Origin of the sequence: Sphingomonas sp. S6 (assembly GCF_043498045.1) — a bacterium.
GTDB lineage: Bacteria > Pseudomonadota > Alphaproteobacteria > Sphingomonadales > Sphingomonadaceae > Sphingomonas.
Window position 1 is genome coordinate 171,228 of record NZ_JBIEOE010000003.1, and the last position, 23,454, is coordinate 194,681.

Here is a 23,454-nt window from a genome sequence, read left to right on the forward strand (position 1 = left end):
CCCGGGCCTGATCCCGGGGTCCCGCTGTTTCGCCAGGGCCGCAAAAGAAGCGGGACCCCGGCTCTTCGGTCGGGGTGACGGGTTACCAGATAGCAGCCCGTCCCCCGCCCTCGCTCAATCGAACCCGGTCTCCAGGAACCGCGTCGCAATGGCGCAATGCATCGCCACCCCCTTCGCCATCACCGATTCCTCGATCGTCATCCGCGTATTGTGCAGCGGCGGATTGGTCGCGGGGTCGCTGCCCACCGGCGCGACGCCGATGAAGGCGAAGGCACCGGGCGTCTCACGCAGCACGTAAGAAAAGTCTTCGGCACCCATCATCGGCTGCGGCATCGCCGCAAAGGGCTGGCCGAGCGTGCCCGCCACGCCCTCGATCAGCGCTGCGCCGCGCGGGTCGTTGACCGTCACTGGATAGCCCGCCTCGATCCGCGTCTCCGCGGTCGCGCCATGCGCGGCGGCGATATGCTCCGCAATCCGCCGGAACGCCGCCTGCATCGTCGCTCGCGTGCCCTCCGACAGCGTGCGCAGCGTGCCGAGCATCGTCACCTCGCCCGGCACGATATTGTGTGCCGACCCCGCCTGGATCTTCGTCACCGACAGCACGGCAGGGTCGGTGACGGGAATGGCTCTCGCGATGTAGGTCTGCAGCGCGGTGACGATCTCGCAGGCGACGGGAATCGGATCGATGCAATCGTGCGGCATCGCCGCATGCCCACCCGCGCCGCGGATCGTCGCGTGGATCGTGTCCGCCGACGCCATGATCGGCCCGCCGCGTGTCACGACGACACCCGCGGGCGCATTGGGCGTGATGTGCAGCGCGAACGCCGCATCGGGCTTGGCGATGGCGAGCAGCCCGTCGTCGATCATGAAGCGAGCGCCGTGATAGCCCTCCTCGCCCGGCTGGAACATGAAGACGATCGTGCCCGGCAGGCTTTTCCGGCGCGCGCACAGCGCCTTGGCCGCGCCGACCAGCATCGCGGTGTGCGAATCGTGCCCGCAGGCATGCATGCGGCCGGGAATGGTGCTGGCAAAGGGCAGCCCCGTCTCCTCCTGCATCGGCAGCGCATCCATGTCGCCGCGCAACAGCACGGTGCGGCCGTTATCGCCCGCCTGCCCCTTCAGGATCGCGATGAAGCCTGTGGTGGACGTGCTGTCGTGAATCTCGAGCGGAAGGCCGGCGAGCGCCGCCTTGATCTTTGCGGTGGTCAGCGGACAGTGCAGTCCGACTTCCGGTTCGGCATGGATCGCACGGCGCAATGCGATCGTATCGTCCAGCCCCGCTTCGCCCGCAGCGGCCCAGTCGGTGGAAAACGTCTCGTCTAGGGACATGAATAGGCTCCGTTACTTGAGGCACATGGTGCGCCTCAGGAGCCGTTTTGTCGAGGTGGGGGGCGGCACGGCGCGCAGCCGAACCGCCCCGAAAAGACCTCAGCCGATCTGCCCGAACACCCAGCGCAGCACCGCCTTCTGCGCATGCAGCCGGTTTTCCGCCTCGCGCCAGATCAGCGACTGCGGCCCGTCGATTACTGCATCGACCACTTCCTCGCCGCGATGCGCGGGCAGGCAGTGGAGGAAGCGCGCGTCGGACTTGGCGCGCGCCATCAACGCCTCGTCGACCTGGAACGGCATCATCGCGGCAAGCTTGGTATCGGCATGCGCCTGGCCCATCGAGATCCAGGTGTCGGTGACGATCACGTCCGCGCCCTCGACCGCCTCGGCCGCGGTGCCGACGACACGTGCACGGCCCTTGCCCAGCGCGACGTCCGCCTCGTTCGGCTGATAGCCCTGCGGACAGGCCGCGACGACGTCGAACTGCATCAAGCCCGCCGCTTCCATGATCGAGGCGAGCACGTTGTTGCCATCCCCCAGCCACGCGACCTTCAGCCCGGGCAGCGCCTTGCCGTCCTCCAGGATCGTCTGCAGGTCGGCCATGATCTGGCAGGGGTGCGACGCGTCGGTCAGACCGTTGATCACGGGCACGCTGGCGTGACGCGCCATATCTTCGACCTTGGCGTGATCGTCGGTGCGGATCATGATCGCATCGACATAGCCCGACAGCACGCGCGCCGTATCCGCGATGCTTTCGCCGCGGCCTAGCTGCATGCTGCCCGCATCCATCACGATCGACGTCCCGCCCAGCTGGCGGATCGCCATGTCGAAGCTGACTCGCGTGCGCGTCGAGTTCTTTTCGAAGATCATCGCCAGCACATGACCGGCCAGCGGTGCGTCGGCATCAACGCGCCCCTTGGGCCAACCAGCCCGCGCCGCCTTCCGGGTCAGCGCATCGTCGAGCATCGCGGCAACGCCATCGGCGCCGGCATCGGTGAGATTCAGGAAATGACGCACTATTTATCCTCCCCGGCATGGATTGGCAGGTGGATTGCCCCCCGGGCAATCCAGATCATGCCGGGGGCATGATCGGCCTGCCAATGGGACCGCTCGGCGCCAGCCGAGGGGTGGAGGGGGATCTCCGCGAACGATCCCGCCTGCCGCACTCCCCCTCCACCATGCCCTTTGGCATGGTCCCCTCCCCGCGAGCGGGGAGGATGTCAGTTGTTCAATCGTCGCTCGCCGGCGCGAACACCCGCGCCGCCGCACTCAGCTTGTCGATACACTCGGCGACATGCGCATCCTCGATCACCAGCGGCGGCAGCATACGCACCACATTCTCGCCCGCCGCGACCAGCAGCAGGTTGTGGTTGTCGCGGGCATGCGCGACGAACTCGCGCGGCTCGACCCCAGCCTTGAGCTTCAGGCCGAGCATCAGCCCCTTGCCGCGCACGCCTTCGAAGACGTGGTCGTGGTTGGGGATCATCTGCTCCAGCGCGCCGCGCAGCCGCTCGCCCATCGTCGTGACGTTCTCAAGGAAGCCGTCCTCCAGCATCACGTCGAGCACCGCCTGCCCCGCCGCCATGGCGAGCGGGTTGCCGCCATAGGTCGACCCATGCGTGCCGATCACCATGCCCTTCGCCGCCTCCTCGGTGGCGAGGCACGCGCCCAGCGGGAAGCCGCCGCCGATGCCCTTCGCGACCGACATGATGTCGGGCTCGATGCCGTAATGCTCATACGCCCACATCTTGCCGGTCCGGCCATAGCCGCACTGCACCTCGTCCAGGATCAGCAGCAGGCCGTGCTCGTCGCACGCCTTGCGCAGGCCCTGGATGAACTCGGGCGTGCTCACCGACACGCCGCCCTCGCCTTGGATCGTTTCGACCATAAAGCCAGCGGTCGTGTCGTCGATCAGCGCCAGCGCGGCGTCGAGGTCGTTGAACGGCGCATAGGCGAAGCCGGGCAGCAGCGGCTCGAACCCGTCACGCATCTTAGGCTGATTGGTCGCCGAAATCGCCCCCATCGTCCGCCCGTGGAAGGCGTTGTTGAAGGTGATGATCGTGTGCCGCTGCGGATTGCCGTTGGCGAAGTGATAGCGCCGCGCGGTCTTGATCGCGCACTCGACGGCCTCGGTGCCCGAATTGGTGAAGAACACCGTATCGGCAAAGCTGTTCGCGACGATCCGCTCGGCCAGTGCCTCGCCTTGGGGGCTGCCGTAGAGGTTGCTGACATGCATCAGCGTCGCCGCCTGCTCGGCGATCGCCTTCACCAGATGCGGGTGGCCATGTCCCAGCGCATTGACCGCGATCCCCGCCGCCATATCCAGATAGCGGCCGCCATCCTCGCTGATCAGATAGCACCCCTCACCTCGGACCGGACGCACCCCGCACCGTGGGTAAACGGGCATGAGCGGCGTAATGGTCACGAGAGGTCTCCTCTTCTCTTCAACGAGAAAGGGCGGCCCGTGGTGGCCGCCCTTTGCTGTCTTACTGGAGGGGGAAGGGCGGGGTCAACTCGCCAGGATGAGTCGTTTATCTAACTCGCAGCAGGATGGCGGTACGCTAACGTGATGTCCGTAGTCTCTAGCTGACCCCTGCCCGATCGGATCGGTATGCGCGCCCCTGTCGCTATGCCGAGCGGATAGACCATCGAATAACGCTCGACTTTGTACACGCCCCGACTGTCGGTCGTGCCTTTAAGCGGTGCATATCGCCTGCCGGCCACCGCTTTCAACTTCCGCGCAAGCCAGGACCCCGGCGGGCTCTTCGATCGCCCCACGACATCGACGTCCGCGACGGACCCATCTGCCCGCACCCAGAATGCGACGTCCGCCCATTCGGGATCGGTATTGCCGCCATCCTTGCCATTCAATCCGTTCTCGGATGCCGTGAACCGTGTTTCAGGTTCACTGAGCAACACTGCTTCGTCGCCGGTGACGGGCTTGGCGCTAGCGACTATGCGGTCCCGATCACGCGGCTTGGCGTTCAACGCCGCGATCTGCGTATCTAATAGTCCCAGGGCTTCGCGATACTCGGCGAACTCGGACTCGGTCCGCTTGGCAATCCGATTGCGCCATAACTTGGCCGTATCCCGATAATCCGGGTTGGCGTTGGCCAAGGCGGCGTACAGCGTCGCACCGCGGAACAGCGCCTGTGCCTCGACGCCGTAATAGCCCTTTTTATGCGCCTTCGCCGCGACATCATCCAGGATCTGGCGTGCCGCGATAATGCGCCCCTCCTTCGCAAACTGCCCAGCCGTATCAAGGCGCTGTAGCAAAATAAGGGGATCGTCCGGCGACAATCCTGCCTTTAGCGCATCCGCCGCATCCAACGCCGAAAGTCTGGCCGAATCGGGTCGGCCATCAAGATTTGCAAGAGTGTTCAGGGCCCGATGGAGGTCCGAGACCTCCATCGGATATTTGGCATCGAATTTGGCGGTGCGGCTGCGGGTCTTCAGCAATGTGTGCCGTGAGGACGCATAGTCCCCCGCCAAGAACTGCCGTGTCGCATAGACCAATGCCGCTTTAATCTCTTCATTGGGCGGACATTCCCGCGCGATGCAGGCGTCCAGTGCGCGCTTCGCCCCTGCAACGTTACGCGCTACCACGATGATGTCGCTTTCGGGGGGCGGAGCAGGCGCCGCAGCAGTTACTGCCTGAAGTAAAAACGCCCAACCGATCATGATTTAACCTCCGAACGCGACACCTCGTAATATGAGCGAGGATCAGGCGTTCGTCCAGCGCTTACGCATCGATCGCCTCTTCATCCATCCGCGCCGCATTTTCCTGAATAAACGCAAAGCGGTGCGCCGGATTGTTGCCCATCAACCGATCGACCAAGTCCTTCACACCCGCCCGTTCTTCATATTCTTGCGGCAGCGTCACGCGGATCAGGCTGCGCGTGTTGGGGTCCATCGTCGTTTCGCGGAGCTGGCCCGGATTCATTTCGCCAAGCCCCTTAAAGCGAGCTACATCGACCTTCTTGCCCCTGAACGCGGTGCGCTCCAGCTCGGCGCGATGGGCGTCGTCGCGGGCGTACAAAGACTTGGCGCCAACGGTTAGGCGATAAAGTGGCGGCTGCGCGAGGTAGAGGTGTCCGCGCCGCACCAAGTCGGGCATCTCTTGGAAAAAGAACGTCATCAGCAGCGTCGCGATATGCGCGCCATCGACGTCGGCGTCGGTCATGATGACGATGCGTTCGTAACGCAGCTGGCTGGCGTCGCAGTCCTTGCGCGTGCCGCAGCCGAGCGCCTGGATCAGGTCGGCGATTTCCTGATTGGCGACGATCTTCGCACTCGTCGCGCTGGCGACGTTGAGGATCTTGCCGCGGATCGGCAGGATCGCCTGCGTCTTGCGATCGCGCGCCTGCTTGGCGGAACCGCCGGCCGAGTCGCCTTCCACGATGAACAGCTCGGTGCCTTCCGGTGAGTCGGCCGCGCAATCGGTCAGCTTGCCGGGCAGGCGCAGTTTTCGCGCGCTGGTGGCGGTCTTGCGCTTGACCTCGCGCTCGGCCTTGCGGCGCAGGCGCTCGTCCATCCGGTCGAGGACATAGCCGAGCAGCGCCTTGCCGCGCTCCATATTATGGCCGAGCCAATGATCGAAATGATCGCGCACCGCCTTTTCGACGAGGCCCGCGGCCTCCGGCGACGTCAGCCGATCCTTGGTCTGGCTCTGGAATTGCGGATCGCGGATGAAGACGCTGAGCATCAGTTCGCTGCCGACCATCACGTCGTCGGCGGTGATATCCTTCGCCTTCTTCTGGTTCACCAGGTCGCCGAACGCGCGCAAGCCCCGGACTAGCGCCTGGCGCAGGCCCTGTTCGTGCGTGCCGCCGTCGGGCGTGGGGATGGTGTTGCAATACCAGCTGTAGCTGCCGTCGCTCCACAGCGGCCAGGCGACCGCCCATTCGACGCGCCCCGCGTCACCCGGAAAGTCCTGCCGCCCGGCAAAGAAATCGGCCGTCGCGCATTCGCGACCACCGATCTGTTCGCGCAGGTGGTCAGCAAGGCCGCCCGGAAACTGGAACACCGCCTCGGCGGGCGTGTCGCTGCCCTCGACCAGTTCCGGCGCGCAATGCCAGCGGATTTCGACGCCCGCGAACAGATACGCCTTGGATCGGACGAGCTGGTGCAGCCGCTTGGGCTTGAAGCCAAGCTCGGGCCCGAAAATCTCGACGTCCGGCGTGAAGGCGACCGACGTGCCGCGACGATTGGGCGCCGCACCGACATGCTCGAGCGGCCCCAACGTCTGCCCGCGGCTGAACCGCTGCCGGTACAATTGCCGATCGCGCGCGACCTCGACCACCGTATCGCTCGACAGCGCATTGACCACCGACACGCCGACGCCATGCAGGCCGCCGCTGGTCGCATAGGCCTTGCCGGCGAACTTGCCGCCCGAATGCAGCGTCGACAGGATCACCTCCAGCGCCGACTTGTCGGGAAATTTCGGATGCGGGTCGACGGGAATGCCGCGACCGTTGTCGACGATGGTCAGGCGGTTGCCCGGCTCCAACGTGACTTCGATCCGCGTCGCATGGCCCGCCACCGCCTCGTCCATCGCATTGTCGAGCACCTCGGCGGCAAGGTGGTGCAACGCGCGTTCGTCCGTACCGCCGACATACATGCCGGGGCGGCGACGCACGGGCTCCAGCCCCTCGAGCACCTCGATCGACGAAGCGTCATAGCTGTTGGCGGGGGTAGCGGACGAAGCGAACAGATCCTGGGCCATCGCGCGGAACCATAAGGGAACATCCACGCCGATACCAGCATCGCGCGATACAGCGATGTTGCTACAATATGTCTCAGGTGATGCATGAAAGCCACAGGTTCAGCATTTGGCTGATCTGACGCATATTTTCCGTCGGAGTGGACGTTCCTTGCCCGACTGTCACGTCTGTCGGGAGAGACATATGCGTTCTATTCTGGTCGCCGGCGCGCTTGCCGCGGCTTCGTTCACCACCGCCGCGCAGGCGCAGGAGATGACCGACGATACGCCGTTCAGCGGCATCTATATCGGTGCGGCCGGCGGTTACGACGTGCAGCCGAACGATGTCGGCTCGTCGATCCTGTTCGATCGTGGCTCGAACGGCAGCTTCGGCGACACGGTGTCGACCGCGGCGGGCGCCAACGCCTTCTCGCCCGGCTTCTGTAACGGCCGCGCGCGCGGCGCGACGCCGACGCCCGGCGGCTGCGCCAACGATCGCGATGGCTGGTCGTACTACGGGCGGATCGGCATGGATTCGCAGCGCGGCAACATCGTGATCGGTGCGGTCGGCGAATTCGGCAAGAGCGAGATCACCGACAGCGTCAGCGCCTTTTCGACGACGCCGGCCAATTACGTCATGACCCGCAAGCTGGATTGGGAAGCGAGCATCCGCGGCCGCGTCGGCTACGCGCCGGGCACGACGCTGTTCTATGGCACGTTCGGACCGGGCTATGCGCGCATCGACCGCGAATTCACGACGACCAACACCGCCAATGCCTTCAGCCAGTTCGGCAAGCGCAACCAGTGGGGCATCGTCGGCGGCGGCGGTATCGAACAGAAGCTCGGCAAGAACTTCTCGATCGGCATGGAATATACCTATCACCAGTATCGCGACGACGATGCGCGCGTGCGCGTGACGCAGGGTGCCGCGCCGACGACGAACCCGTTCGTGCTGGGCGGCACGACGACGGACTTCCGCCGCTCGGACACCCAGTTCCGCTGGCATTCGCTGCGCGCGACGGCGGCGTTCCGGTTCTAAGGCGCACGGCGGCCTGAGCCATGCCAAGCGTGGCTCAGGACTCGCCCAGGCCCGGCCAGCGTACCACAGAGCGGACACGACTGACGACGCGGCGTCGCCGCGGCGAGGGCCGAACAGGTGGAATGCACCGTGACCACCGCGAGGGTGGCGTATGTGGAAACGCCCCTCCACCACCCGCTGCGCGGGCGGTCCCCACCTCGCCGGCCTTTGACCCTTCCGCCCGAAGACGTCACCCCAGCGCAGGCTGGGGTCTCTCTCGGCTCAGTTGCGCTCCTAACGGCAAGATCCCAGCCTCCGCTGGGATGACGAGTCTAATGCGGCTGGGTCGGCCTCCCGCGCGCGGAAGAACAGAAAAAGGCCGCATCCCCGAGCAGGGAGCGGCCTTTTCTCTACCAAGCCCGTCATGGGGCTGAACCCCATGACGTCGGACGCGGCTTTCCGCCGCGCCGGCCGGGCGGCCCTCAAGCCGCGTCCGCTGAGGCTGCGCCTCAGCGGACGCGCGGGCCGCCGAACGGCATCGGCGGGGGCGGACGGCGGTCGCGGCGCGGCAACTGCGCCTGATACGCGTGGCCACAATGTTCGACGCAATAGGGGAAACCCGGGTTCACCTTCTCGCCGCAGAAGTGGAAATCCGGTTCGCCCGGATGGCCCAGCGGCCACTTGCAGATGCGGTCGTTGAGGTCGAGCAGCGTCGTCTTGCCCGCGATTTCGGGCGAGGGCTTGGCCGGCACCAGCCGGCGCGGCGGCGCGGGCGTGGCGGGGGGCTGCTGCTCGCCGGGCGACTGGCGCACGAAACCACCGGGGCCAACCGACCGCAGGATCGGCTGCGGCTCGCGACGCGGCGCGGCGACGACGGCGTCCGTGTCGTCGTCATCCTCGTCTTCGTCGTCATGCACGTCCGCCGCGACCACGACAGGCTCGGGCGCCGGCGTCGGCTTCGGCGCGGGCGGCGGCGGAGCGGGCGGCGCCGCGACGACGGGTTCCGGCTCGGGCGCGGCCGGCACCGGTGCGGGGGCCGCAGCGGGCTCGTTCGGCTTCACCGGCGACGGGCGCGATTGCAGCCCCAGGCGATGCGCCTTGCCGATCACGGCGTTGCGGCTGACGCCACCCAGCGCCTCGGCGATCTGGCTGGCGGTCTGGCCCGCTTCCCACATCGTCTTGAGCGTGTCGATCCGCTCGTCGGTCCAGGACATTCGTACTTCCCTATATTCTCACAGCCGGGTTGCGGGCGGCTGCGCAGGCGATTACCCGCTTCGCTCATGAGCAGCCAGCCCCCAATCGGCGAAATCCAATCGGCGATCCGGTCCGCACCCGGCGTGCCGGTGATCCGGAACGTAAATTGGGGCGGCCTGAAGACCCTCTATGTGAAGGAGGTGCGCCGGTTCTTCAAGGTGCAGCTCCAGACGGTGTGGGCGCCGGCGATCACGACCTTACTGTTCCTGATCGTCTTTACCATCGCGACCGGCGCGAAAAGCCCGGTGCAGGTCGGCGGCACCATCGTCCCCTTCGCCGATTTTATCGCCCCCGGCCTGATCATCAGCCAGGGCATGGTGGGCCCCGCCTTCGCCAACGCCAGCTTCTCGCTGCTGGTCGGCAAGATCCAGGGGACGATCGTCGATTACCTGCAACCGCCGCTGTCGACCGCGGAGCTGCTCGCGGCGCTCGTGGGTGGCGCGATGACGCGCGCGTTCCTCGTCGGCTTCATCTGCTGGTGCGCGATGGCGCTGTATCCCGGCGTCCACGTGACGCCCGCGCATCCGCTGGCGATCCTGTGGTTCGGCTTCCTCGGCGCGGCCTTCCTGTCGTTCCTCGGCGTGCTGACGTCAATCTGGGCGGAGAAGTTCGACCATGCCGCCGCGGTCACCAATTTCGTGATCGCGCCGCTGTCGCTGCTGTCGGGCACCTTCTATTCGGTCGATCGCCTGGCCCCCGCGTTCCGGGCGTTCAGTCATGCCAACCCCTTCTTCTATATCATCTCGGGCTTCCGATACGGCTTCCTCGGCACCGCCGATTCGCCCATTATGGTCGGCAGCATCGCGATTCTGGCGGTGGACGTCGTGCTGGGGGTGACATGCTACGTGCTCTTGCGAAAAGGCTGGAAGCTCAAGAACTGATCGCCGCGCTGGCGCTGGGCTGCCTCGCGCCCGTCACGGCGAGCGCCCAGACGACGCCGCCGCCCGCCGCGGCCCCCGTCGCAGCGGACGCCGATCCGGCACTGCGCACGCAGGCGGAGGCGCTGCTGCCGATACTCGCCGGTCGCACCGGCTATGACACGCTGTTCGCCCCCGCCTTTCGTCAGGCCGTGCCGCTGGGCCAGTGGCAGGCGCTCACCGCGCAATTGCGCGACTCGCTGGGCGCACCGCAGCGGATCGCAACGCTGACCCCGAAAGGCCGCTACGCCGCGCAACTGCTGGTCGGCTACGAGCGCGGCACCGCGACGATGCTCATCGCGATCGATCCGGCCGGCCCCCACGCGATCACCGGCCTGCGCATCACCGGCACCACTCGCAGCGACGACAGCGCCGCGACGATCGAAAAGGACCTGTCGGCGCTGCCCGGCACGACACGGCTCGGCGTCTACGCGCTGGACCGCGCGACGCCGATGCCCGTGCTGGCGATCCGCGACGCCCAGCCTGCCCCGCTCGGCTCCGCGTTCAAATTGTGGGTGCTGGCCGAAGCCGCGCGGCAGGTCGCCGCGGGTCAGCATCGCTGGGACGAGGTGGTGCCGGTGGCCGCGCCGTCCCTCCCCTCCGGCATCCTGCAAGGCTGGCCCGTGGCGACGCCGGTGACACTCCAGACGCTCGCGACGCTGATGATCTCGATCAGCGACAATACCGCTACCGACACGTTGATCGGCGTGCTGGGCCGCAGCCAAGTGGACGCCATGGCCGCGCGTTTCGGCGCCACCGGCCCGGTGCTGACGACGCGCGAGGCCTTCGCGATCAAGGCCGATCCCGCGCGCATCGCCGCATGGAAGGGCGCCGACGCCACCGGCCGCCGCGCCCTCCTCGCCGCGCAGGGACGGGCGATGGCAACCCAGCGCATCGACCCGATGATGTTCTCGTCGGGTCCGATTGCCAACGACAGCGTCGAATGGTTCGCCGCGCCGCGCGACATGGCGCGCCTGCTCGCACATTTGCGGGACGCGGGACCGGTGGTGCGCGGCATCATGGGCGTCAACCCGGGCATTGACCCCGCCACCGCGGCGCGTTTCCGCTATGTCGGGTTCAAGGGCGGGTCGGAGCCGGGGGTGATCACGCTCAACCTGCTGGCGCAGGCACAGGACGGGCGCTGGTATGCGGTGGTCGGCGACTGGCACCGTCCCGATGCGGCGGTCGATGATGCCGCCTTCGTCGCATTGGTATCGCGCGCGCTGGCGCTGGTCGCTACGCCCGCCACTCGTCCCTGAGCAGGCCGTAGATCACCGTATCGCGCACGCCGATATGCGTCTCCCATTCCGCACGCAGGCGACCCTCCAGCGCGAAGCCGAGCCGTTCGACCAGGCGGATCGAGGGAGCGTTGTCGGGGTCGATGTCGGCAAACACCCGCCGCTGCCCCTCGGCGAACAGCTGCGTCAGCAGCGCGCCAAGCGCTTCGAAGGCGACGCCCTGCCCCCAGGTTTCGCGCGCGAACAGATAGCCGATCTCCGACACGCCCGCCCGACGCTGGCCAGCGGCAACGAAGCCGATCGCGCGGTCGTCCTCCCGAAACGTCACGGCCCAGCCGCGCCAGTCGGGATGCACCTTGGCGAAATGCGCGCGCAGATCGTCGACCTGCGTGAACGGCGGATAGGACCACCAGCGCATCGCCTCGGCATCCGCCATAGTGGGGAACAGCGCCTCGGCATCGTCCGCCACGCGCGGCCTGAGCGTCAGCCGCGCCGTCTGCAGGATCGGCGTCACGCCGTCAGCGCGTCGACCAGCGCCTTCACCTTCGCCTGCCGCCATTGCGGCAGCGGCGCGACCAGCCAATAGCCAAGCCGCGACGGCTGCGCCTCGCCGATCGTCACCAATTGCCCCGCCGCGATCGCCCGCGCCGCCAGCAGTTCGGGCACCGTCGCGCGCCCCAGCCCCGCCACCGCCGCATCGATCGCCAGCCCTGCGTCGGCCACCTTCACCAATGCCGCCCCGTCGCCACCCGGCGCACCCGGCCAGCCGATCGCCGCGTCCCCGCCGCCCGGCGCCGCCACCGTCACCATGCCTTCCGACTCGAGCGCCTCGCCCTCATGCTCGCCCGGCCCCTCGCCCCAGCGGATCGCCAGGTCGAGGTTCGCCTCGGTGAAGTCGCCCGTATCGTCGGCGGCCAGCAGCACGAAACGCAGCTCCGCATCCGCCTGCGCCACCTCGGCAAGGCGCGGCATCAGCCATTTCTCGGTCAGGTCGCGCGGCGCGGCGATCGTCAGCGACTTGGACGATTGCCCCGCCTGCATCGCGCGCACCGCTTCCTCGAACTGCAGGAAGCCATCGCGCAGCGCCGGCAGCCCCGCCTCCGCCTCGGGCGTCAGTTCCAGCCCGCGCGTCGTTCGGCGGAACAGCACCACGCCCAGCGTATCCTCCAGCGCGCGGATCTGCTGGCCGACCGCGGCCGGCGTCACCGCCAGCTCGTCCGCCGCGCGCGTGAAACTGAGATGGCGGGCCGCCGCATCGAGAACGCGCAGGCCATTCAGCGGCAGGTGCGTGCGCTTCATAGCCGCTCCCTATCCGTCACCCCAGCGTAGGCTGGGGTCTTTCGCGAGTGAAGCGGATCACGCGCCACGAGGATACCCCAGCCTGCGCTGGGGTGACGTGCGGAGGGGGCAGTCCAACCCCTCACGTTTCCACCGCCGGCGCCAGGAGCGCAAACCTGGGGATCGACGCGTCGAACGCCTGCCCGGCCTCATCGATCAGCCGGTAACTCCCCTGCATTGCGCCACTCGGCGTTTGCAGCGGGCAGCCGGACACGTAATCGAAGCTGCCGCCCGGCGCGATGACCGGCTGTTCGCCGACGACGCCCTCGCCCTCCACCGAATGGCGCGCGCCGCGGCCGTCGGTGATGATCCAGTGCCGCGTCAGCAGCTGGATCGTCCGATCCGAATCATTCTCGATCCGGATATGATAGGCCCAGAACCAGCGCCCCCGCTGCGGCTCCGACTGTTCGGGCAGATAGCTGACCGCGACGCGCACGGTCACGCCATCGGTGGTCGCGGCATGGGGGAACAGCTGCTTCACGGCCGTTCTACAGCCCGACCGCGCGCAGCGCCTGGTCGAGGTCGTCGATCAGGTCCTGCGGGTCTTCGAGCCCGACGTTGAGCCGCAGCATGCCCTCGGTCACGCCCATCTCGGCGCGCGTCTCCGCCGACACGCCGGCATGCGTGGTGGAGGCCGGGTGCGTCATCAGCGAGCGCGAATCGCCGATGTTGTTGGAAATATCGATCAGCGCCAGCGCATCGAGCAGCCCGTGCGCCTGCGCGCGGTCGGCGACCTCGAACGCGAAGATCGGCCCCGTCGCGCGCATCTGGCTCATCGCCAGCGCGTGCTGCGGATGGCTCGGCAGCCCGGGGTGCAGGATCTTCGGCACGCGGGCTTCCAGGAAACGGCCGACCGTCAGCGCACTTTCCGACTGGCGGGTGATGCGCAGGTCCAGCGTCTCCAGCCCCTTTAGCACCACCCAGGCGTTGAACGCCGACAGCGTCGGGCCGGTGTTGCGCGTGAACGGCAGCAGCGTGTTGGTGATGAAATCCTCGGTCCCGCAGACCGCGCCGGCTAGCACGCGACCCTGCCCGTCCATCATCTTGGTCGCGGAATAGGCGGTGACGTCCGCGCCCATGTCCATCGGCCGCTGGAGCGCGGGCGTCGCAAAGGCATTGTCGACCACTGTCGTGATCCCACGCTCGCGCGCGATGCCGCAGACGGCGCGGATATCGACGACGTCCATCGTCGGATTCGCCGGCGTTTCGAAGAAGAACACCTTCGTCTGGGGCCGCACCGCGTCCAGGAATTGCTGCGGGTCGCGCGCATCGACGATCGTGGTCTGGATGCCGAACTTGGGCAGCAATGTATCGGTCAGCCAGCGGCACGATCCGAACGCCGCGCGCCCGCCGACCAGGTGATCGCCCGCCTGCAGCTGGCACAGCAGCACCGCGGTCATCGCCGCCATGCCGCTCGCCATCGTCCGGCACGCCTCGGCACCCTCCAGCAGCGCGATGCGCTGTTCCAGCATCTCGACCGTCGGGTTCTGCAGGCGGGAATAGGTCATCCCCTCCTGCTCGCCGGCAAAGCGCGCCGCGGCGTCGCCCGCCTTGTCGTAGGTATAGCCAGAGGTGAGGAACAGCGCCTCGCTCGTCTCGCCATATTCGCTGCGTGCCGTGCCACCACGGACGGCCAGCGTCGCGGGGCGCCAGTTGGCGGTGATCGAACGGTCCTGACCTGCCTTGCGCTTCATGCCGCCCGCTTTGCCGGACGGCGACGGGGGGTGCAAGGGTGAGGCTGCCTTCCAGTCCTCCACCGCCACGGCAGGGCAACTCCCAATCGTCCATGCCCGTCACCCCGGCCTTGAGCCGGGGTCCCGCTTTTTACGGCCGACTTAAAGCGGGACCCCTGGTCGAGCCCGAGGTGACGATCAGATAGGTCGGCCCCCTCATGTCGATCATCCCCCACGCAACGCTTGCCAACCAGCCCCGACCTGCGGACAAGCCCCCCGTGCGCCTGTTCCACCGCCCCCTCCCCGCTGCGCTCGGCCTCGGCCTGATCGCGCAACTGCTGTTCAGCTGGCGGCTCACCACGCCGCACACTTTGGTGTTCGACGAGGTGCATTACGTCCCCGCCGCCCGCATGCTGCGCGACCTCGGCGGGCCGGTGAACATCGAACACCCGCTACTCGGCAAGACGCTGATCGCCGCCGGCATGGCGCTGTTCGGCGACGATCCCCTCGGCTGGCGGATCGGTTCGACTCTGGCAGCGACCGCGGTGGTCGTCGGCGTCTTCGCGATCCTGTATCTGCTGTTCGGCCGCGTCCGCACCGCCGGCATCGGTACGACGCTCGCCATCCTCAACTTCACCGTCTTCGTGCAGGCGCGCACCGCGATGCTCGATGGCTATATGGCCGCCTTCGTCGTCACCGGCGTCGCGAGCTTGCTGTGGGCGATGCAGGCGGACACGCGCGGCGCCGCGTGGCGACGCTGGATCGCGGGCGCGGTGCTGCTCGGCCTCGCCCTGGGCACAAAATGGACCGCGCTGCCCTATATCGGATTTGCGGGTCTGGCGTTCCTGCTGACGCATCGCACGCAGCCGCGCCTGAACCCACTTGCCGCGCTCGCAGTGCTCGGCGCGGTCGCCGCCCTCACCTACGCGCTCACCTTCTGGCCGGCCTTCCTCTACCGCACCCAGCCGCTCACGCTATCGACGCTGCTCCCCTTCCAGCTCGAAATGTACGCGCGCCAGACGCAAGTGCTGCCGCCGCACCCCTATCAATCCGCCTGGTGGACCTGGGCGTTCGACTGGCGGCCGGTCTGGTATCTGTACGAACCTGTCGACGGCGCGCAGCGCGGCATCCTGCTGCTCGGCAATCCGGTGGTGATGTGGGGCGGCCTGATCGCCGTCCTCGCCTGCCTGTACGCCTGGGTGCGCGGCAACGTTCGCGCCGGCGGCGTCGCGCTGCTATGGATCGCCAGCGTCGCGATGTGGGCGCTGATCCCCAAGTCGCTCGGCTTCTTCTATTATTACTATCTGTCCAGCATCTGGCTGTGCGTGGTCATCGCCGCCGCCTTCGACCATTGGCGCGCGCGCCTGCGCTATTGGGACGAAGCCTTTCTCGCCGCCGCCGCGGTGCTGTTCGTCCACTTCTACCCCATCCTCGCCGCGACACCGCTCAAAGGCGCGGGCTCGTTCCACGGCTGGATGTGGCTGAAGAGCTGGATCTAGTAGCGGCCCCAGACGAACTTCGACGACAAGGCATAATTCCACACCGCACCGACCAGGATACCGATCAGCGCCGACGCCGCCGCGCCGCCGTTGCGGAAATCGTGGACGAAGGCGGCGATGCCGACATTCGCCACCAGCCCCACCGAACACACGACGCAGAACGACACCCAGCCGTCGAGCAGCTGGCGGAAGCCCTTCAACCGCCGGTCGCGATAGGTCAGCGCATTGTTGAGCGCGAAGTTGAACGTCATTGCCGCCATCGCGCCCAGGATCTGCGCGAACAGGAAGTCCGCACCCGCCAGCATCGCCAGCCCCAGCACGCCCATGTGCACGCCGACGCCCAGCACGCCGATGCCGGAAAACATCGCGAAACGCACCGGCACGAACCGCCCGAACATCCGGTCGTACAGCGCGATCAGATATTCCATCGCCACGACGTGATCGAGCTTCGATTCGCCCTCCGTCCGCACCCGGAACGTATAGGGCAGCTCGGCGAAGTTGAGCGGCCGCGTGCTCGTCGTCATCAGGTCGAGCAGGATCTTGAAGCCGATCGCCGACAGGTCGGGCACCAATTCGCGCACCACTGCGGTGCGGATCGCGAAGAACCCGCTCATCGGATCGCTCAGGTCGCCCTTCAGCACGCGGCGCGACAGCTTGGTCGCGAACGCCGACTTGGCGACGCGATCGCGGTCCCAGTCGCCCGTGCCGCCGCCATCGACGAAGCGCGATCCGACCACCACGTCGAGCGCCTCGTCCGCCTGCAACAGGTCGAGCATCTTGGGCAGCAACGTCTCGTCATGCTGCAAATCGCCGTCGATCACCGCAACGACGGGCGCCGCGGTCGCGCACATCCCCTCGATACACGCCGACGACAGGCCGCGCCGGCCGATACGGTGGATCACTCGCACCCGCGGATCGATCCGGCCGAGCTCGCGCGCCACGTCAGCGGTGCCGTCGGGGCTATCGTCATCGACGAAGATCGCTTCCCAGCGCCGCCCGGCGAGCGCCTGGTCGAGCCGCGCGATCAGCGTCGGCACGTTGGCGCGCTCGTTGAAGGTCGGGATGACGACCGCGATCTCGAGGAGCGTGCTCATGCGCGTCGCTTACAGCGCGGCGAGGACCGCGTCGCCCATCGCGGCGGTGCTCATCGTACCGCCCAGGTCCGCGGTGCGCGCGCCGTCGCGGATCGCCTGCGCCACCGCCGCTTCGATCCGGTCCGCCGCCGCGGGCTGTGCCAGCGAATGGCGCAGCATCATCGCCGCCGACAGGATCGCCGCGCACGGATTGGCCTTGCCCTGCCCCGCGATATCGGGCGCCGAGCCGTGGATCGGCTCGTACAGCCCCTTGCCCGCGTCATCCAGGCTGGCCGACGGCAGCATGCCGATCGAGCCTGCGCACATCGATGCCTGATCCGACAGGATGTCGCCGAACAGATTGCCGGTGACGATCACGTCGAACTGCCCCGGATTGCGCACCAGCTGCATCGCGGCATTGTCGACGTACATATGCGTGAGCTGCACGTCCGGGTATTCGGCCGACACCTCGATCACCACGTCGCGCCACAATTGCGAAGTTTCGAGCACGTTCGCCTTGTCGACCGAACACAGCTGCCCGCGCCGCTTCGCGGCCGCCTGGAAGCCGACATGCGCGATGCGGCGCACTTCGGTTTCGTCGTACGACATGATGTCATAGCCTTCGCGCGCGCCGTTCTTGCCCTCGCGCCGGCCCTTTTCGCCGAAATAGACGTCGCCGTTCAGCTCGCGCACGATCAGCAGGTCGATCGCCTTCGCGACCTCGGGCTTCAGCGCGCTCGCATCCTCCAGCCCTTCGAACAGGGTCGCCGGTCGCAGGTTGGAAAACAGCCCGAGGTGCTTGCGCAGGCCCAGGATCGCCTGTTCGGGCCGCAAGCCCCGCTCCAGAGTGTCGCACGTCGGATCGCCGACCGCGCCGAACAGCAGCGCATCTGCGCGCCGCGCCACGTCCAGCGTCGCCTCCGGCAGCGGATGGCCCGCCTGATGATAGGCGACGCCGCCGACCAACGCCTCTTCATAGGTAAGGTCGAGGTCGAGCGCGTCGAGCACGCGGCGCGCCTGTGCGACGACTTCGGGACCGATGCCGTCACCGGCGAGGAGAGCGATCATTGCCATGGCCGCTGCCTAGCCGCGCGGGCCTTGCTCACGCAACGGCCCTTTTCAGCATGGCGACCAGCCGTGCGCGTGCGGCGAGCGGATCGGCGTGGGCGTGGGTCAGCACGTCGCGGCTGAGGAAATGGCCGGTAATCGCCAGCCCCGCAAAGATATCCGGCCACTCCGCCGCCCCGCCCGCGTGCAGAAACGCCGGCAATGCGAACAACTTCTCCTCATAGCCATAGGCCGCCCCGCGCGACACCGCCCCCCCGCTGCGCGGCGAGACATAGGCCAGATCCGCATCGCCGCCCCTCACCACGCACCGTTCAAGGTCCAGCCCGAACCCCAGTTCCGCCAGCAGCAGCAGCTCGTACCGCACCAGCACGCTCGCCCATCCACGCGCCGACGGCGCCGCCTCTACCGCGTCGAGCACCGCGCTTAGCCCGTCATATATCCTCGGATAGGGTTGCGCCTCGGGCAGCGCCGCCGCGGTCAGCGCGGTCACCCAGGCGAGCGCCGCCGCCGCCAGCGGCTCGCCGTGCAAGGCGGCGCGACTGTGCAGCGGTTCGATGGTCAGCGCCGGCAATTGCTCCCCCGTCCGCGCCCGCCATTCCCCTTGAATTGCATTGGCCGGCTGCAGGATGGGCCGCATCTGCCGCGACCGACCGCCCCGGACATAGCCCGGCTGCACGCCATCGTCGCGCGTCAGCGCCCGCACCACGGCCCCATGCTCGCCATGCGCACGAACAGCGAGAACGATGGCAGGCGTACGCAGATGCATAGCGCCGATATAGGCGCCCGGCGGGGAGAAGTCGCGGGGTCGTGGTGGAGGCAGAAACAGCGCCCACTCCACCCGTCACCCCGGCCTTGAGCCGGGGTCCCGCTTCTTCAACCGCGCGGAGTAGCGGGACCCCGGATCAAGTCCGGGGTGACGAAATGGGTGGGGCAAAGCTCCCCGTCACCGCCGCATCAAATTCCCCAGCACGCTCCGCAGCACCGTCCCCACCAGACCGCCGGACGACGACGACCGCCGCGATCCCGTACCGAACACCTGCTTGCCGATCTCGTTCGCCACCTGTCGCCCGATCGACGAGCTCGCCGCCCGCGTCGCGGAGGTCATCGCCTTCGCCCATGGAGAATTGGCCGCCTCGCGTTCCGCCGCCCGCTGCGCCTGCGCCTCCGCCTTGGCCTGCGCCGCCGCGGCCCGCGCCGCTTCCTTGGCGGCCTGCGCGTCCTGCTTGGCCTGCACCGCCGCCGCCTTTTCCGCATCGTCCGCAGCCCGGGCCGCCGCCGCCGACGCCGCCGCCTCCTGCGTCTTGGCGGCGAGGATTTCCTCGGCCGATTCGCGATCCACCGCCGTGTCGTATTTGTCGCCAATCGCGTCGGTCTGGATCATCACGCCCCGCTCCTGCGGGGTCACCGGGCCGACGCGGCTGGCGGGCGGCTTGATCAGCGTACGCTCGACGGGCGACGGCGACCCATCGGGCTGGAGCAGCGACACCAAAGCCTCGCCGACCTTCAGTTCGGTGATCGCGGTCGCCACGTCGACGCCCGGGTTGGCGCGAAACGTCTCCGCCGCACTGCGCACCGCCGCCTGGTCGCGTGGCGTGAAGGCGCGCAACGCATGCTGCACGCGATTGCCCAGCTGCCCCGCCACCGTATCGGGAATGTCGATCGGATTCTGCGTGATAAAATAGATGCCCACGCCCTTCGACCGGATCAGCCGCACGACCTGTTCGATCTTGTCGAGCAGCGCCTTGGGCGCATCGTCGAACAGCAAATGCGCTTCGTCGAAAAAGAACACGAGCTTGGGCTTATCGGGATCGCCCACCTCGGGCAGATGCTCGAACAGCTCGCTCATCAGCCACAATAGGAAGGTGCTGTAGAGCTTCGGCGCCGCCATCAATTTGTCGGCGGCAAGCACGTTGACGATGCCGCGCCCCTTGTCGTCGGTGCGGAGGAAGTCGTCCATCTCCAGCGCCGGCTCGCCGAAGAAATGCTCGCTCCCCTGCGTGCGCAACTGGAGCAGCGACCGCTGGATCGCGCCGATCGACTGTTTCGACACGTTGCCATAGGTCGTCGTCAGCTCGTCCGCCCGCTCCGCACAATGCGCCAGCATCGCCTGCAAATCGTCGAGGTCGAGCAGCAGCAGCCCTTCCTTGTCCGCGACGTGGAAGGCGATCGTCATCACGCCTTCCTGCACCTCGTTAAGGTCGAGCAACCGGCTGAGCAGCAGCGGCCCCATCTCGCTGACGGTGGTGCGGATCGGATGCCCCTGTTCACCGTACAGGTCCCAGAATTGTACGGGATTGTCGGCATAGGCCCAATCGCTCTCGCCGATCTCCGCAGCGCGCGCGGCGAAGGCGGCGTGCGTCTTGGCGGTCGGCGATCCGGCCATGGCGAGGCCGGACAGGTCACCCTTCACGTCGGCGACAAAGCTCGGCACACCGACCTTGCTGAACCCCTCAATAATCCCCTGCAACGTCACCGTCTTGCCGGTGCCGGTCGCCCCCGCGATCAGCCCGTGGCGGTTGGCGCGGCGGAGGTCGAGCACCTGCGGCTTGCCGCCCTCGCCTTCGCCGGCCCCGATGAAGATCCCGTCCGCCATGCCTCGCGCTCCTGCTTGTTCTCGGCGGCAGACGTAGCGCGGCGGCCCGGCAAAAGAAAAGGGCCGGAGCTCCGGAGAGCGCCGACCCTATTCTCGTCACCTCGGGCTCGACCCGGGGTCCCGCTTTTTCAAGCCGTCCGGTGAAGCCAGACCCCGAATCTTCGGCCGGGGTAACGGCGTGCTGAAAGCGATTACTTCACCTTGAGCGGGATGAAGCCCGGCGCGCCGCGGCCACGCTGCACCAGCAGCAACACCTGCGGACGGCCCGCCGCCTTCGCCTGCGCGACGATCCGCGCAACGTCCGCCGCGGTGCGCACAGGGTTGCCATTGATGCCTTGGATGACGTCGCCGCGCTTCAGCTTGCCGGCGGCGTCGCTGCTCGCGTCGACCGTCGCGATGACGACGCCCTGCACCGTCGGATCGACGCCGATCGCGCGCGCGATACCCGGCGTCAGCGGCTGGACGTTCAGACCGAGCGGGGCCGTCGTCCCTTGCGTCGTGCCGTCATCCGACCCGTCATCGTCGCCCTGACCACCGTTCGGCCCGAAGCCGCCCGAATCCTCGCCGCCGTTGGCGCGCGCCTGCAACTGCTCGTTCGACGGACGCGTCGCGACGGCGATGTTGATCGTCATCGGCTTGCCGCCGCGCAGGATATCGAAGCGCGCGGTCGTGCCCGGCTGCAGGTTCGACACCAGATAGGTCAGCGTCTGGTTCGGATTGACGTCCTGGCCGTTGATCCGCGTCACCACGTCGCCCGAGCGCAGGCCCGCCTTCGCCGACGGCCCCGTCGGTTCGACCCCGGCGATCAGCTCGCCCTGGCCCTTGGGAATGCCCAGCGCCGCCGCGGCATCGTCGTCCACCGCGCCGCCGATCGTCACGCCGATATAGCCTCGCGTGATCTTGCCGCCCTTCATGAACGTCTCGATGATCGGCTTGGCGGTTGCCGCAGGAATCGCGAAGCCGATGCCGATATTGCCGCCCGACTGGCTGAAGATCTGCGAATTGACGCCGATCACATTGCCATTGAGGTCGAACATCGGGCCGCCCGAATTGCCCTGGTTGATCGAGGCGTCGGTCTGGATGAAGCGGTCGTACGCACCGCCCTGGCCGGTGACGCGGTTGATCGCCGAGATGATGCCGGCGGTCACCGTGCCGCCCAGGCCGAAGGGCTCGCCGATCGCCAGCACCCAGTCGCCGACCCGCGCCTTGCTGCTGTCGCCCCACTTCACATAGGGCAGGTTGGTCGCATCGATCTTAAGCAGCGCCAGGTCCGAATCCTGATCCTTGCCGATGACGCGCGCGGTATATTCCTTGTTGTTGTTCAGCGTGACGGTGATCGAATTGACCGTCGCGCCCTGTGCGCCCGGCGCGATGACGTGGTTGTTGGTCACGACATAGCCGTCGGGCGAGATCAGGAAGCCCGAACCCAGCGACGCGCCTTCGCGCTTCACCGGCGCGCCCTGCCCGCCCATGCCCATGCCACCGAACAGGTCGCCGAACGGCGTGCCCGCCAACGGGTTCTGCTGGCGCTGCACGATCGTCTGCTTGGTCGAGATGTTGACGACCGCCGGCTGCAGCTTGGCGACCATGTCGGCAAAGCTCATCGGCGCGCCCGAGCGCGGCACGCTCGCCTGGATGGCACCCGGTTCGTTCTGGGCCTGCTGGGCAACGCTCGGCTGCAGCGCGAGCGTGGCGGTCGCACCGCCGAGGAGAAGCGCACTGGTGATGGCGTAGGCGTAGCGCACTAGGGGGAAATCCTCTTCTTGAATGGCGTCCCGGAGCGGGGCCGTACTGGCCCCGAACGCCTGAACGCCGCTTGAATGTTCATGGCATAGAAAGCCCGGACTGTTCAGCTGGGGAGCGGGGCTCCGACAATCAACGCCCCGCTGGCCTCCCCATTACCGACCACGCCCTTCGAACTCGCGCAAGTAACTGTTGTTCGGCGACAGGATGATGTTCGTCGACCCGCTGGGGGCCGGGCCGCCGTCTGCCCCGAACGTGTGACGATACGACTGCATCGCACGGTAGAAGTCGTAGAAGTCCGCATCCTTGGTGAAGCTTTCGGCATAGATGCGCGCGGCCTGCGCATCGGCTTCGCCGCGGATGATCTGCGCGTCCTTCTGACCCTGCGCGCGGATCGTGATCGCCTGCTGCTGGCGCGCCGTCGCCATCCGCGCGAGCGCACGGTCGAGCGGGCTGCCGTCGGGCAGGTCGGCATGCTTGATGCGCACGTCGACGATCTGGACGCCATATTGGCTGGCGAGCCGCTGCAGGCGCGCCTGGATATTGTCCATCACCTGATCACGCTCGGGGCTGAGCAATGTCGCGAACGGCTGGTTGCCGAGCTCGTTGCGGATCGAGCTGCCGAGCAGCGGCCGCAGCGCGTCGGTGATCGCGCTTTCGGTCTGGGACGTACTGCCGGTCGCATTCACCGCCTTCAGCGGATCGATGATGCGGAAGCGCGCATAGGCATCCACCTCGAGCCGCAGCTGGTCGGACGAGAGCACCTGCTGATTGTCGTAATCGACGTCCAGCACGCGCTTGTTGAGCCATACCAGCCGGTCGACGAACGGAATGCGCAGGATCGGCCCCGCGCCGGTCCGCCCGAACTGTTCGTTCGGCTTCCACGCGTTGACCGTGCGCACCGGCTGTTCGAAGCGCAGGATCACCACCTGCTGCGTCTCGGGCACGATCACGATCGTCGCGGCGAGCAGGATGACGAGGATCAGCGCCGCCATGCCAAGCGCGATCGG

Annotated in this window: 20 protein-coding genes; 4 read left to right on the forward strand and 16 right to left on the reverse strand. The window is 67.5% G+C overall.

Annotated features, from left to right (window positions below):
* Positions 1-114: 114 nt before the first annotated feature.
* From ACGVWT_RS06385 to parE, 5 genes are all read right to left on the reverse strand, one after another.
* Complete coding sequence (locus ACGVWT_RS06385) at positions 115-1,329, reverse strand: M20 family metallopeptidase (protein WP_315461798.1); 1,215 nt, start codon at positions 1,327-1,329, stop codon at positions 115-117.
* 99 nt (positions 1,330-1,428) lie between these two features.
* Positions 1,429-2,346, reverse strand: coding sequence for an ornithine carbamoyltransferase (argF, locus tag ACGVWT_RS06390; protein ID WP_315461799.1), 918 nt, complete (start codon positions 2,344-2,346; stop codon positions 1,429-1,431).
* A 211-nt stretch (positions 2,347-2,557) separates the two neighbouring features.
* On the reverse strand, positions 2,558-3,754 hold the full coding sequence (locus ACGVWT_RS06395; RefSeq protein WP_315461800.1) for an aspartate aminotransferase family protein: 1,197 nt from the start codon (positions 3,752-3,754) through the stop codon (positions 2,558-2,560).
* 110 nt (positions 3,755-3,864) lie between these two features.
* Positions 3,865-5,010, reverse strand: coding sequence for a hypothetical protein (locus tag ACGVWT_RS06400; protein ID WP_315461801.1), 1,146 nt, complete (start codon positions 5,008-5,010; stop codon positions 3,865-3,867).
* Positions 5,011-5,071: 61 nt separating this feature from the next.
* Positions 5,072-7,054, reverse strand: coding sequence for a DNA topoisomerase IV subunit B (gene parE / locus ACGVWT_RS06405; protein WP_315461802.1), 1,983 nt, complete (start codon positions 7,052-7,054; stop codon positions 5,072-5,074).
* A 181-nt stretch (positions 7,055-7,235) separates the two neighbouring features.
* Between parE and ACGVWT_RS06410 the strand changes: the two genes are divergently transcribed.
* The gene (locus tag ACGVWT_RS06410; RefSeq protein ID WP_116462060.1) at positions 7,236-8,069 is read left to right on the forward strand and encodes an outer membrane protein; all 834 of its coding nucleotides are present in this window, start codon (positions 7,236-7,238) and stop codon (positions 8,067-8,069) included.
* A gap of 488 nt (positions 8,070-8,557) precedes the next feature.
* On the opposite strand, the gene ACGVWT_RS06415 is transcribed toward ACGVWT_RS06410, so the two are convergent.
* Complete coding sequence (locus ACGVWT_RS06415) at positions 8,558-9,262, reverse strand: GcrA family cell cycle regulator (RefSeq protein WP_116462059.1); 705 nt, start codon at positions 9,260-9,262, stop codon at positions 8,558-8,560.
* A 66-nt stretch (positions 9,263-9,328) separates the two neighbouring features.
* Here ACGVWT_RS06415 and ACGVWT_RS06420 point away from each other — a divergent pair, with 66 nt between their 5' ends.
* Together ACGVWT_RS06420 and ACGVWT_RS06425 are read left to right on the forward strand one after the other, a co-directional pair.
* The gene (locus tag ACGVWT_RS06420) at positions 9,329-10,183 is read left to right on the forward strand and encodes an ABC transporter permease (protein ID WP_315461803.1); all 855 of its coding nucleotides are present in this window, start codon (positions 9,329-9,331) and stop codon (positions 10,181-10,183) included.
* Complete coding sequence (locus ACGVWT_RS06425) at positions 10,141-11,478, forward strand: serine hydrolase (RefSeq protein ID WP_315461804.1); 1,338 nt, start codon at positions 10,141-10,143, stop codon at positions 11,476-11,478. Before ACGVWT_RS06420 ends, ACGVWT_RS06425 begins: the two co-directional genes overlap by 43 nt.
* Here ACGVWT_RS06425 and ACGVWT_RS06430 read toward each other — a convergent pair.
* The 4 genes from ACGVWT_RS06430 to ACGVWT_RS06445 form a co-directional block, all read right to left on the reverse strand.
* Positions 11,456-11,971 carry a GNAT family N-acetyltransferase gene (locus ACGVWT_RS06430; RefSeq protein WP_315461805.1) on the reverse strand — a complete coding sequence of 172 codons (516 nt, stop codon included), beginning with the start codon at positions 11,969-11,971 and terminating at the stop codon, positions 11,456-11,458. The two genes, ACGVWT_RS06425 and ACGVWT_RS06430, sit on opposite strands and share 23 nt — an antisense overlap.
* The gene (locus ACGVWT_RS06435; RefSeq protein WP_116462057.1) at positions 11,968-12,756 is read right to left on the reverse strand and encodes a LysR family transcriptional regulator; all 789 of its coding nucleotides are present in this window, start codon (positions 12,754-12,756) and stop codon (positions 11,968-11,970) included. The genes ACGVWT_RS06430 and ACGVWT_RS06435 overlap by 4 nt, the downstream gene beginning before the upstream one ends.
* Positions 12,757-12,877: 121 nt before the next feature.
* Positions 12,878-13,276 carry a Co2+/Mg2+ efflux protein ApaG gene (gene apaG / locus ACGVWT_RS06440; RefSeq protein WP_315461806.1) on the reverse strand — a complete coding sequence of 133 codons (399 nt, stop codon included), beginning with the start codon at positions 13,274-13,276 and terminating at the stop codon, positions 12,878-12,880.
* Positions 13,277-13,283: 7 nt separating this feature from the next.
* A complete protein-coding gene (locus tag ACGVWT_RS06445; RefSeq protein WP_315461807.1) occupies positions 13,284-14,489 on the reverse strand; it encodes a PLP-dependent aspartate aminotransferase family protein in 1,206 nt (401 codons plus the stop codon).
* 257 nt (positions 14,490-14,746) lie between these two features.
* Here ACGVWT_RS06445 and ACGVWT_RS06450 point away from each other — a divergent pair, with 257 nt between their 5' ends.
* Positions 14,747-15,967 carry a phospholipid carrier-dependent glycosyltransferase gene (locus ACGVWT_RS06450; protein WP_116462127.1) on the forward strand — a complete coding sequence of 407 codons (1,221 nt, stop codon included), beginning with the start codon at positions 14,747-14,749 and terminating at the stop codon, positions 15,965-15,967.
* On the opposite strand, the gene ACGVWT_RS06455 is transcribed toward ACGVWT_RS06450, so the two are convergent.
* The 6 genes from ACGVWT_RS06455 to hflC form a co-directional block, all read right to left on the reverse strand.
* The gene (locus tag ACGVWT_RS06455) at positions 15,964-17,061 is read right to left on the reverse strand and encodes a glycosyltransferase family 2 protein (RefSeq protein WP_116462054.1); all 1,098 of its coding nucleotides are present in this window, start codon (positions 17,059-17,061) and stop codon (positions 15,964-15,966) included. The two genes, ACGVWT_RS06450 and ACGVWT_RS06455, sit on opposite strands and share 4 nt — an antisense overlap.
* Positions 17,062-17,070: 9 nt before the next feature.
* Positions 17,071-18,108: a 3-isopropylmalate dehydrogenase gene (gene leuB, locus ACGVWT_RS06460; RefSeq protein ID WP_315461932.1), complete on the reverse strand. Its 1,038-nt coding sequence runs from the start codon at positions 18,106-18,108 to the stop codon at positions 17,071-17,073.
* Positions 18,109-18,142: 34 nt separating this feature from the next.
* A complete protein-coding gene (recO, locus tag ACGVWT_RS06465) occupies positions 18,143-18,874 on the reverse strand; it encodes a DNA repair protein RecO (RefSeq protein ID WP_315461808.1) in 732 nt (243 codons plus the stop codon).
* Between the two features lie 177 nt (positions 18,875-19,051).
* On the reverse strand, positions 19,052-20,701 hold the full coding sequence (locus tag ACGVWT_RS06470) for a helicase HerA-like domain-containing protein (protein WP_315461809.1): 1,650 nt from the start codon (positions 20,699-20,701) through the stop codon (positions 19,052-19,054).
* A gap of 191 nt (positions 20,702-20,892) precedes the next feature.
* Positions 20,893-22,446 (reverse strand): Do family serine endopeptidase, encoded by a 1,554-nt coding sequence (locus tag ACGVWT_RS06475; RefSeq protein ID WP_315461810.1) that lies wholly within the window; start codon positions 22,444-22,446, stop codon positions 20,893-20,895.
* A 153-nt stretch (positions 22,447-22,599) separates the two neighbouring features.
* Positions 22,600-23,439 carry a protease modulator HflC gene (gene hflC, locus ACGVWT_RS06480; RefSeq protein ID WP_394425848.1) on the reverse strand — a complete coding sequence of 280 codons (840 nt, stop codon included), beginning with the start codon at positions 23,437-23,439 and terminating at the stop codon, positions 22,600-22,602.
* Positions 23,440-23,454: the final 15 nt, after the last annotated feature.

Coding starts and splice junctions, on each gene's coding strand:
- leuB (WP_315461932.1), bottom strand. CDS start 18,108: ATGATCGCTCTCCTCGCCGGTGACGGCATCGGTCCCGAAGTCGTCGCA.
- parE (WP_315461802.1), bottom strand. CDS start 7,054: ATGGCCCAGGATCTGTTCGCTTCGTCCGCTACCCCCGCCAACAGCTAT.
- recO (WP_315461808.1), bottom strand. CDS start 18,874: ATGCATCTGCGTACGCCTGCCATCGTTCTCGCTGTTCGTGCGCATGGC.
- ACGVWT_RS06420 (WP_315461803.1), top strand. CDS start 9,329: ATGAGCAGCCAGCCCCCAATCGGCGAAATCCAATCGGCGATCCGGTCC.
- ACGVWT_RS06415 (WP_116462059.1), bottom strand. CDS start 9,262: ATGTCCTGGACCGACGAGCGGATCGACACGCTCAAGACGATGTGGGAA.
- ACGVWT_RS06445 (WP_315461807.1), bottom strand. CDS start 14,489: ATGAAGCGCAAGGCAGGTCAGGACCGTTCGATCACCGCCAACTGGCGC.
- ACGVWT_RS06385 (WP_315461798.1), bottom strand. CDS start 1,329: ATGTCCCTAGACGAGACGTTTTCCACCGACTGGGCCGCTGCGGGCGAA.
- ACGVWT_RS06410 (WP_116462060.1), top strand. CDS start 7,236: ATGCGTTCTATTCTGGTCGCCGGCGCGCTTGCCGCGGCTTCGTTCACC.
- ACGVWT_RS06455 (WP_116462054.1), bottom strand. CDS start 17,061: ATGAGCACGCTCCTCGAGATCGCGGTCGTCATCCCGACCTTCAACGAG.
- ACGVWT_RS06470 (WP_315461809.1), bottom strand. CDS start 20,701: ATGGCGGACGGGATCTTCATCGGGGCCGGCGAAGGCGAGGGCGGCAAG.
- hflC (WP_394425848.1), bottom strand. CDS start 23,439: ATGGCGGCGCTGATCCTCGTCATCCTGCTCGCCGCGACGATCGTGATC.
- ACGVWT_RS06425 (WP_315461804.1), top strand. CDS start 10,141: ATGCTACGTGCTCTTGCGAAAAGGCTGGAAGCTCAAGAACTGATCGCC.
- ACGVWT_RS06400 (WP_315461801.1), bottom strand. CDS start 5,010: ATGATCGGTTGGGCGTTTTTACTTCAGGCAGTAACTGCTGCGGCGCCT.
- ACGVWT_RS06435 (WP_116462057.1), bottom strand. CDS start 12,756: ATGAAGCGCACGCACCTGCCGCTGAATGGCCTGCGCGTTCTCGATGCG.